This is a genomic window from uncultured Senegalimassilia sp., assembly GCF_934632265.1.
GTDB lineage: Bacteria > Actinomycetota > Coriobacteriia > Coriobacteriales > Eggerthellaceae > Senegalimassilia.
This window is the reverse complement of the sequence record NZ_CAKTYH010000093.1, coordinates 1-7837: the sequence shown is the minus strand read 5'-3', so window position 1 is coordinate 7837 and position 7837 is coordinate 1. Positions and strand designations below refer to the sequence as shown.

The following is a 7837-nucleotide window of genomic DNA, read 5'->3' as shown; positions in this document are numbered from 1 at the left end:
TTTTTAGGCTCAGCGTCGCGTTCTTTAAGGCGCTTTATAAAGGCTTCAAGCGTCTCCGAAGAGCCGCTGTTTGACCACCAGTAGCACTCCTTAGCCTGCTTATCGTCCAACTCAACCACATAGGCGGGAACATCGGAGAGCTTTGCAAGCTCCCCGGCTCTCCTGCGGCGATAGCCCGCTATCAGCTCATACTCACCGTCTTTTCCCTGCCGCACAATAAGCGGCTCTTCAATGCCCTTGGATTGGAGACTGCTCACCAGACCGCCAAGGCTCTTATCTGAAAACTTTCCGAATGCCAAGCCAGGAAAGTCCAGAATTTTATTAAGCGGTATATTCTGCTTCTGTATACTATCAGGCATTTTACCCTCCTTTGTTTTTCAAAAACTCTTCTCATGGTGAGAAGTATTTATGCGAAATCATGCCTCACCGCGGCGGAATAAAAATGGCCTATCGTGAGCGGAGCGTCATAAAGCGCCCGCAGAAGATAGGCTTTTATGTTTATAATGCGTGTCGTTGTCTCTCTGAGGGAATCCAGCACATACGCTATATGCTCAAATTGCAGCTTTCGGAACCTGTCCTGCACCTTCCCGGTCGGCAGGTTCTCCCTGCCGATTCTGATTGTCGGAGCGGTACTGTACAGAACATCACAGATAAGCTCCAAGATACTGTCAGGATCGTCGTTCGGATAGCTCTCCGCTAAAAGCGGAAAATCTACCTGCTCCTTGAGCTCTTCCATACAATCCTCATAGTCAGAAGGATAGATGGATGAATAAGTATGGCTGGAATCAGTATGGCTATTATCAATATAATTTGCACCCGTTTTCTGTAGGTCTGCACTGCCGTTTTCTGTAGGTCTTGAAATACATGCTTCGTCTCTCTTGACCTCTTTTTCCGGACTCTCCAGAAGTACATCTTTTGTAGGTCTGGAATTTTCAGAATTATCCTCATGCACCGAGGCAAACCATTTCACGTAGATTTTTGTCGGTTTACCCTGTCCCTGCTTTATGCGCTCAATGAGACCGATGCCGCTTTTCGTGTCAAGCTCCGCAAGCAGCTTACCGGCCTTGACATGACCGCAGCAGAGATCCTTTTGTATCTCGTCGATGGTGTAGTAGATGTATACCCGTCCCTTATCGTCGAGCCACTTGTTTTTCAGCGAAAGTCCCATGCGGTCAAGCAGCAGACTGTATAAGAGCTTTGCATCAGTGGAAAGCGTTTTGAAATGCTCGCCCGTTATGAGCACCCGCGGAATGCGGTAAAACGAGTAGCTGTCAGCCTGACTGCAATAAAAATAGTCAAAGGTCATGGCGCGCTCCTTTCGCAGATGACAAGGTAACGGTATTGCCCGCCGCTTGCATAGGGGTGACAGGTCAGCAGCGTTAAAAGCTCTCGTCCATCCTGAATGAAGACCTTCTTCACATCATTCGGGTCTATGACCTGTATTTCGGACACGGTGTAGCTCAGCGTCTCCCACAAGTTCGTAACAAGAACCTCGTCACCCGGCTGAAGCAGGTCTATATAGCGGAAGTATGCTGCGCCGTTCCAGCCCCGGTGTCCTGCTATTACACAGTTCGTGCTGCTGCCGCCTATCGGGAGACTTGTCTGCCCAAGGACAGCGGCACCCGCAGCCATGTTTTCATAGCTCGCCCCGAGGTATACAGGCATTTCAAGCTCAAGCGCCGGTATCGTCAGCACGGCTACGATTCCATCCTCAACGCCGTATGCGGACAAGTCGATCGCCGCGGACTCATAAGCTGACGGGTCTGACAGGCCGCTCTGGTTTTCCTCATATATGCGCCGGTTATATTCCTGCATGGCGTTATAAAGCTCGGCATTTGGCAGTGCCGTCTCTTCCGGTGGAGCTGTTATTGCTGAATGTGCAGAGATAAAGCTTTCCGCTGCCGAAGATGACCTGTGCTCAAGCCTTGCGCCGTTTATGTATGGGTACAGCAGAATGAGCAGCCCGACGCAGAACAAAGCTGACGCAAAACATACCGAGAGCCGTCTACCCATTTTGACCTCTCCGCATTACCATGTAAGCAATCACGGCGAGAATAAGAATTATGACGCCGAGGATGATGCCCTTTATATACTCATTTACCCATGTGGAACCGGCAGCTTCGGGTTCAAGGCTCTCAATGTCCGCAGCCGCGGTCTGCGCATCATAATCTATGCGGCTGCCGCGAACGAGAAGCCGATGTGTGTTCACACCAAAAGGCGTGCAGGTGATAAGCGTTACAAGGTCTTTGTCACGTTCTATTGCAAGCTGCGAGGTATCTTCCGGAAGCACAGTGTTGATATCATCGACGGCGTAAGCGAGAGTTTCGTTCAGAACATGTATAAAGAAAATATCTCCGTCCTTCAACTGGTCAAGGTCTGAAAACATTTTTTCACTTGCCATACCGCTGTGGCCGGAAAGAACGGCGTGGGTTCCCTTACCGCCGACAGGCAGTGAACTGCCGACAACATGGCCGACAGCATTTTCAAGTGTCGCGGCGTTCGTACCGTGGGCGACGGGCAAGTATATGCCGAGACTCGGAATTTCTATATAGGCCATAGTGCCGTCGCCGTTCAGATTCAGAAGCTCGTCATAGCTGGCAAAAGCCTCATTAAGCTGTTCATCTGAAAAGGCTTGTGAAACTCCGGTCGAAAGCATCGCGTTATACTTCTCCGCTTTATGCCGCGCCTCTTCTATTGCAGAATCATCAAGCTCGTTTATGGCATTGAAATACTCTGTGCGAATCACGGATTTGTTTTTCTCTGAGAGATAATTGCTTATGACCGGGTATACCGTCACAAGCAGAGCGATTACAAATAACACTGCTGCCATAATCAATGGTGAATACGTATTTTTCATTTTAACATCCTTTAATTTGAGACAAAAACATGCTATATTTTTATGAGAATATGCTACATACAACGGCTTAAGGAGAAATCAAAAATGGCCAATCTAACGAAACGGCAACACTACGTTCCGCAATTTTACTTGAAGAATTTTTGTGATTCGACCGGCTTCCTTTGGGGTTGGGATAAACTAAAAAAAGGAATTTTTAAGTGTGCTACTAAAGATATCTGTCAATCAGCTTTCCTATATGAAAACGAATTGAAGAATGCCAATCCAAAGTGTGGTAAATTTATTTTGCCGAATTCGATAGAAAACACGTTGGCCAATATGGAAGGAGAGTTTAGTACCTGTATAAGTCAAGTGTTGCAAATATGTCGTAATCCGGCGAATCGAGACGTCCTCATATGTTCCAGTAAGCAGAAACAAATTTTGACCAAATTTGCAATCAATATGATGCTTAGAAATCCAGTAATGCTTAACGGCGCATACGACGGAGAGTATAAATCTTCGGCTTACAGCGATCTTGTGGATACAGGCTATGAAGAACTGGTGGATTTAATGGGATTTGGAGATTTGGAACCGTTCTTCGATTACGCTTTAAAACTAGGTCTAATAGATGAGAAGATTAAAAATTCTCCAGCTAATGTTTTTAATTCCTTGATTTCAGAAATGCAGTTTGAAATATTAAAGGCGAATGGTTACTCATTTGTGACAGCCAATTGCCCTGTGATTTTTGTTGGAGGCCATACATCTGAAGAAAACCTTTTAGATTATCTCTCCATTCCGATTTCACCAGACTTCACTTTATCCTATACAAGAGAAAAGCTTACTAGGAGGAATAAAATAGTTGAACTGAGCCCAAAAGAAACATTAGATATTAATCTTCAATATGCGGATTCGACGGCTAAACTAGCAACTCAGCTCTACTCCAACGACAAGGAGCTTTTATCTTTCATATCGGCCTATGCGAAGTAACGAAAAATGGAGCTGCCAAAATTGGCGGCTCCATTTCAAGTCATGTATTCTACTTCTTTTTGCTTAGTCTTAGAATGATTATCACGGCGATGCCCATTGCAAGAATGCCGCCGACGGTAAACATCCATGTACCGTATGAGCCGGTTTTCGGGAGAGTGAAGCCCTTGGTGTTTACAACTGTGAGGGGAACGACCGCACTTGCGGAGCTGCCATCAGCGAGCATATCCACGTTCTTATTGTTCACCTTGGCCGATGCCGTGAGCAGCGGCTTATGACAGCGTGCGCACTCCGCGCCGTCACTCACGGATATGACGATCTTGACCTTGTCTTTCAGAAGATTGTAGCCGGTATCCGTTGCAAGCTCCGTGACGATATAGCTGTCGTCCTCAAGTCCCTTTATTACGATATGGCCGTCAGAGGCAGGGACAAATTCTGTTGCCTGTGACTCTTCCTTGATGTGCCCCGTCACGTAATATACCCCGTCGACAAGCTTGGCCTGAACATGGTAACCGTCAGTATCGTTATACAGCTTGAATTTAACATTACTGAGCTTACCGGCACCGTCGGAAAACTTTTTAAGCAGGTCTATGACATAGCTGAACACATGCGCATCATCCGTGAGTGTATCATAGTGTTCAGAATTAGTGCGCTTCCAAGTCAGCGTAACACTGTTGGTGTTGCCGCTGTCCCCATATATAAAGCTTGCATCAGAATTGATAGTGCAGGAATAGCACACACGCATAGTACAGTCGGAGTAGCCGCGGTAAAGGCTCTCGTGGCTGTAAACCTTTGTGCTGTTGTTGATCTCGCTGAGGCCGTTTGCCGTTATCTCGACAGTCATCTGCTGCCCGGAAGACTGCTCAGAATAGCTTACGGTAAATTTGCCGCTGTTCATGTTCCAAGTGTCTATAAGCTCCGTGCATTCCTTATCCTTGTAGAAATATATAACTACATCGTCACGGTTATATGTAATGCCGCGCGGGAGATTATCTACAAAGGTATAACAGCTCAGATTGCTTGCCGGAGACGTGATTGTAGGCAAGGTGGAAACAAACTGGTATTCCACAATATCGCCGGTCGAAGCGCTGGCGCTATGCGCATAGCCGTCTGTGATGTCAATTGTGCTGCCGTTATTCTTGCCGGTGTCTGAGGCGGATTCACGTACTGTTTTTTCAAGTGTCGGGTAGCCGGTCTTGTTTTTGGGATAAACAGTTACGTCGTAGTTCCAACTGCTGCCGTCAAGCGTTGTCATAGGCAACGAGATAAGGAACGGATTGCAGGTGCTGGTCACATTCTCAGGCACAAGTGTTTCGACGATAAGATAAAGCCCAAGCTCCAGCCCGTCTACTGAACTGTGTCCGTATTCGTCCGTCACGCTCATTGCTGTGCCGCCCGCGCTTTTGATGTGGCTCTCAAGCGCGGTCTTCACTACTGTAGAGTTCGCGGCAAGAGCTGCCGCAAGCGCGGAGTTTATGCTGTCGGAAGTGAAATAGAATACTCCGTTTTCACTGGAATACGCTTCTGACGCACTGAGACCGATCGCCGAGAGGACGGTATTTGTACTCTCGTTGTCCGCAAATCCGTAAAGGGTAATGATTTTACTCCCGCTGTCATCCTGCTCTGTGTGCAGTACGATATCTGCTACGCGCAGGTATGTAAACTCAACACCGGGTACGGCGTAGTTTGCCATCTTGTCTATGACGCTCTGATCGTATAATCCGGTGGAAACATAGGCGTTGGTGTCCCAAGCTCCGTCAGCCTCGGCTTTTGTAAGATCATACTTATATACGGAGAGCGAGCCCGTTTTGCTGTAGTCTATCGTCGGCGAGGCCTCCAGCGCGCTTGCCTGTACAGGCAGACAAAACAGCGCCGTGACCGCAAGAATAAGTGCGAGTACTTTCTTAATAGTTTTCATTCAGGTTTCTCCTTTTTCGGTTTATAGGCAATGAAAAAGCCCATGCACAGCATGAGCAATATTGCCGGGATATAGAGGAAGCCGGACTGCCCGGTGAATGGCAGCGCAGTAATGGCGCAGTCGCATGAGGTAAAGCTGATGTCGAAGCTGTCAGAGTCTTCAAGCTTTCCCTCAAACAGAATCCCGGCTTGCAGCATATGCCCCATCGGTGCCTTGGTTTCTGTTACGCGATAAATGCCGCTTACGCTGAGATCACTGAATACGGCAGCACCGTCTTCGGCAGAGGTCTGTTCTGCGATCTGCTTCCATGTTGTACCATCGTCTTCTGAGTGCTCCAGCGCAAACACGGCTCCGGCAAGCGCGTTTCCGTATGCGTCCTGCTTGCGGACTGTTATAGAGCCTGTCTTTCGCGTGTTGTAAACGTCAAAGCTCAGCTCTTCACCGGCTCTTATGATGAAGGTGTGCCGCGTAGTATCTACAACGTACAGGCCGGGCGCGGAAATCTCCTGAAAGAAATATTCCCCGGCAGGTATGTCTGTAAAAATGACTGTGCCGGTGCTGTCTGTTATCGCCCCGGCAAGCTGGTCTCCGGAAGAACCGCCGTAGCCGAAGCTTACTCCGGCTATTGGCTCGCCGGTCTCAGCGTCATATTTGCGGATAATAAGCTTCCCGTCCTTTGGCTTGTCCGGGAGACTTACCTCTAATGAAGCTGCGGCGGCTTTGACCTCAATGTTGTAGACATACGTGACCACGCGCTGCTCGTTCCAGTTGTCTGGGGCATAGTAGATCAGGCTGGCCTCGGTCTGATTATCTATACCCGTTGCTGAAAGAGTATAGCCTGCACCGGCATACCTTGTCGGGATTCGGATCGTGAGCACATCCCCGGTGTCACCGGTATAGCCGTCAACTATTGCACCCTCCGGGAGTCCGCTTTTGTCTATCGTGTAGCCGCCTCCGCAGTTTATAAGCGTTACGGTAGTAGTGCCGGTGTAATAGTCTCCATCTTCAACAAGGTTGAGGCTTGAAAATGAAACTGCATGTTCGTACACTTCCTGATTTCTCGCGCAGTCGAGCAAATACAAGCACCAGTCGAAAAGGTCTTCGTATCCCGGTACTGCTCTGAAAAACTGCCTGTACAGCGTGAGGTTCATCCACGCCGGTACTCCCTGCGCTCCGCGCTCGGCAAGCCAGAAGCGAATGGCGTTTGCGGTCGCATAGCGTGCTTCTTCTTCGGAATAGCCGCCGTCATCGTTGGGATAGCCGTGTTCAAGGATGGCTTGCAGTCCGTATATAGTGGCAGCGTCGTAGTAGTACCACGGGTCGGTTGTTGTGTAGCCTCCGCCGCTGGGGGAAGTATACTCTGTTTGCAGGCAGTAGGCCGGGGCTCCGGTCTGGACTATTGTGTGCGTTGGAGTCCCGATGCCTGTCCATACACCGCTGCTGGAAAAGGTCTGGAAGTACGAATAGCTTGTGCCGGTCGTCACGTTGACATAGTCCGCAAAGGCGTGCGCTGTGAAAAATACGTTGAAAATGACAATGGCACAGATCAGCATCAAAAGCTGTCTGCACCACATGGTTTTTGTTCTCGACATAAAACCTCCTGTTCCTTAGATTTGCTGCTTACTGGGGCGTCACTTTGCGGGCGGCATCACCTCCTTTGCCGTGCGGCTGCTCAAGTATGGGCACTGCTCATACACGCATGACCGCCCATCCCAATGAGGCCTGTGAAACTCACATGATTTGCACTCCGGGTGTTCGCCGTCTATGCCTGTGTCATAGTGATCGAACCCCGGCTTGCTTATCATCAGCTTCTCAAATGCCTGTCTTTTGCCGTCTGTGAAATACATCGCTGCCTCCTTCCTTATTCAGGGCAATAAAAAAGCGCCCCACCGGGCGCATGAAAAAACACTTCTCACGGTGAGAAGTGTTTTTCTTGACGAGAGATATGCACAGTTAGTAACTATATATAATATGTGCTCTTGTTACGCTGAATGAATTCTGGTATGATAAATAACAGATATCGACATGAAAAAATGCTTTTGAGGTAAATGCTCATGGATAACGATTTGTATAATATAGCATTTCATTTGCAGTCAACGAAC

The 7837-nt window shown here is 48.5% G+C and carries 7 protein-coding genes; 1 reads left to right on the top strand and 6 read right to left on the bottom strand.

From position 1 onward, the window contains the following. The 4 genes from Q0H50_RS07220 to Q0H50_RS07205 form a co-directional block, all read right to left on the bottom strand. Positions 1-359, bottom strand: a 359-nt coding sequence (locus Q0H50_RS07220; protein ID WP_294420920.1) for a ParB N-terminal domain-containing protein, incomplete at its 3' end; no start/stop codon positions are given. A 47-nt stretch (positions 360-406) separates the two neighbouring features. Further along, positions 407-1306, bottom strand: coding sequence for a replication initiator protein A (locus tag Q0H50_RS07215; RefSeq protein ID WP_294420918.1), 900 nt, complete (start codon positions 1304-1306; stop codon positions 407-409). Continuing rightward, positions 1303-2013, bottom strand: coding sequence for a class C sortase (locus Q0H50_RS07210; protein WP_294420917.1), 711 nt, complete (start codon positions 2011-2013; stop codon positions 1303-1305). Before Q0H50_RS07210 ends, Q0H50_RS07215 begins: the two co-directional genes overlap by 4 nt. Then, positions 2006-2857, bottom strand: coding sequence for a class C sortase (locus Q0H50_RS07205; protein WP_294420915.1), 852 nt, complete (start codon positions 2855-2857; stop codon positions 2006-2008). Before Q0H50_RS07205 ends, Q0H50_RS07210 begins: the two co-directional genes overlap by 8 nt. Positions 2858-2941: 84 nt before the next feature. Here Q0H50_RS07205 and Q0H50_RS07200 point away from each other — a divergent pair, with 84 nt between their 5' ends. Next, positions 2942-3820, top strand: coding sequence for a DUF4238 domain-containing protein (locus Q0H50_RS07200; protein ID WP_294420913.1), 879 nt, complete (start codon positions 2942-2944; stop codon positions 3818-3820). A 49-nt stretch (positions 3821-3869) separates the two neighbouring features. On the opposite strand, the gene Q0H50_RS07195 is transcribed toward Q0H50_RS07200, so the two are convergent. Then, the gene (locus tag Q0H50_RS07195) at positions 3870-5735 is read right to left on the bottom strand and encodes a SpaH/EbpB family LPXTG-anchored major pilin (RefSeq protein WP_294420911.1); all 1866 of its coding nucleotides are present in this window, start codon (positions 5733-5735) and stop codon (positions 3870-3872) included. Next, a complete protein-coding gene (locus tag Q0H50_RS07190) occupies positions 5732-7327 on the bottom strand; it encodes a SpaA isopeptide-forming pilin-related protein (protein ID WP_294420909.1) in 1596 nt (531 codons plus the stop codon). The genes Q0H50_RS07195 and Q0H50_RS07190 overlap by 4 nt, the downstream gene beginning before the upstream one ends. Positions 7328-7837: the final 510 nt, after the last annotated feature.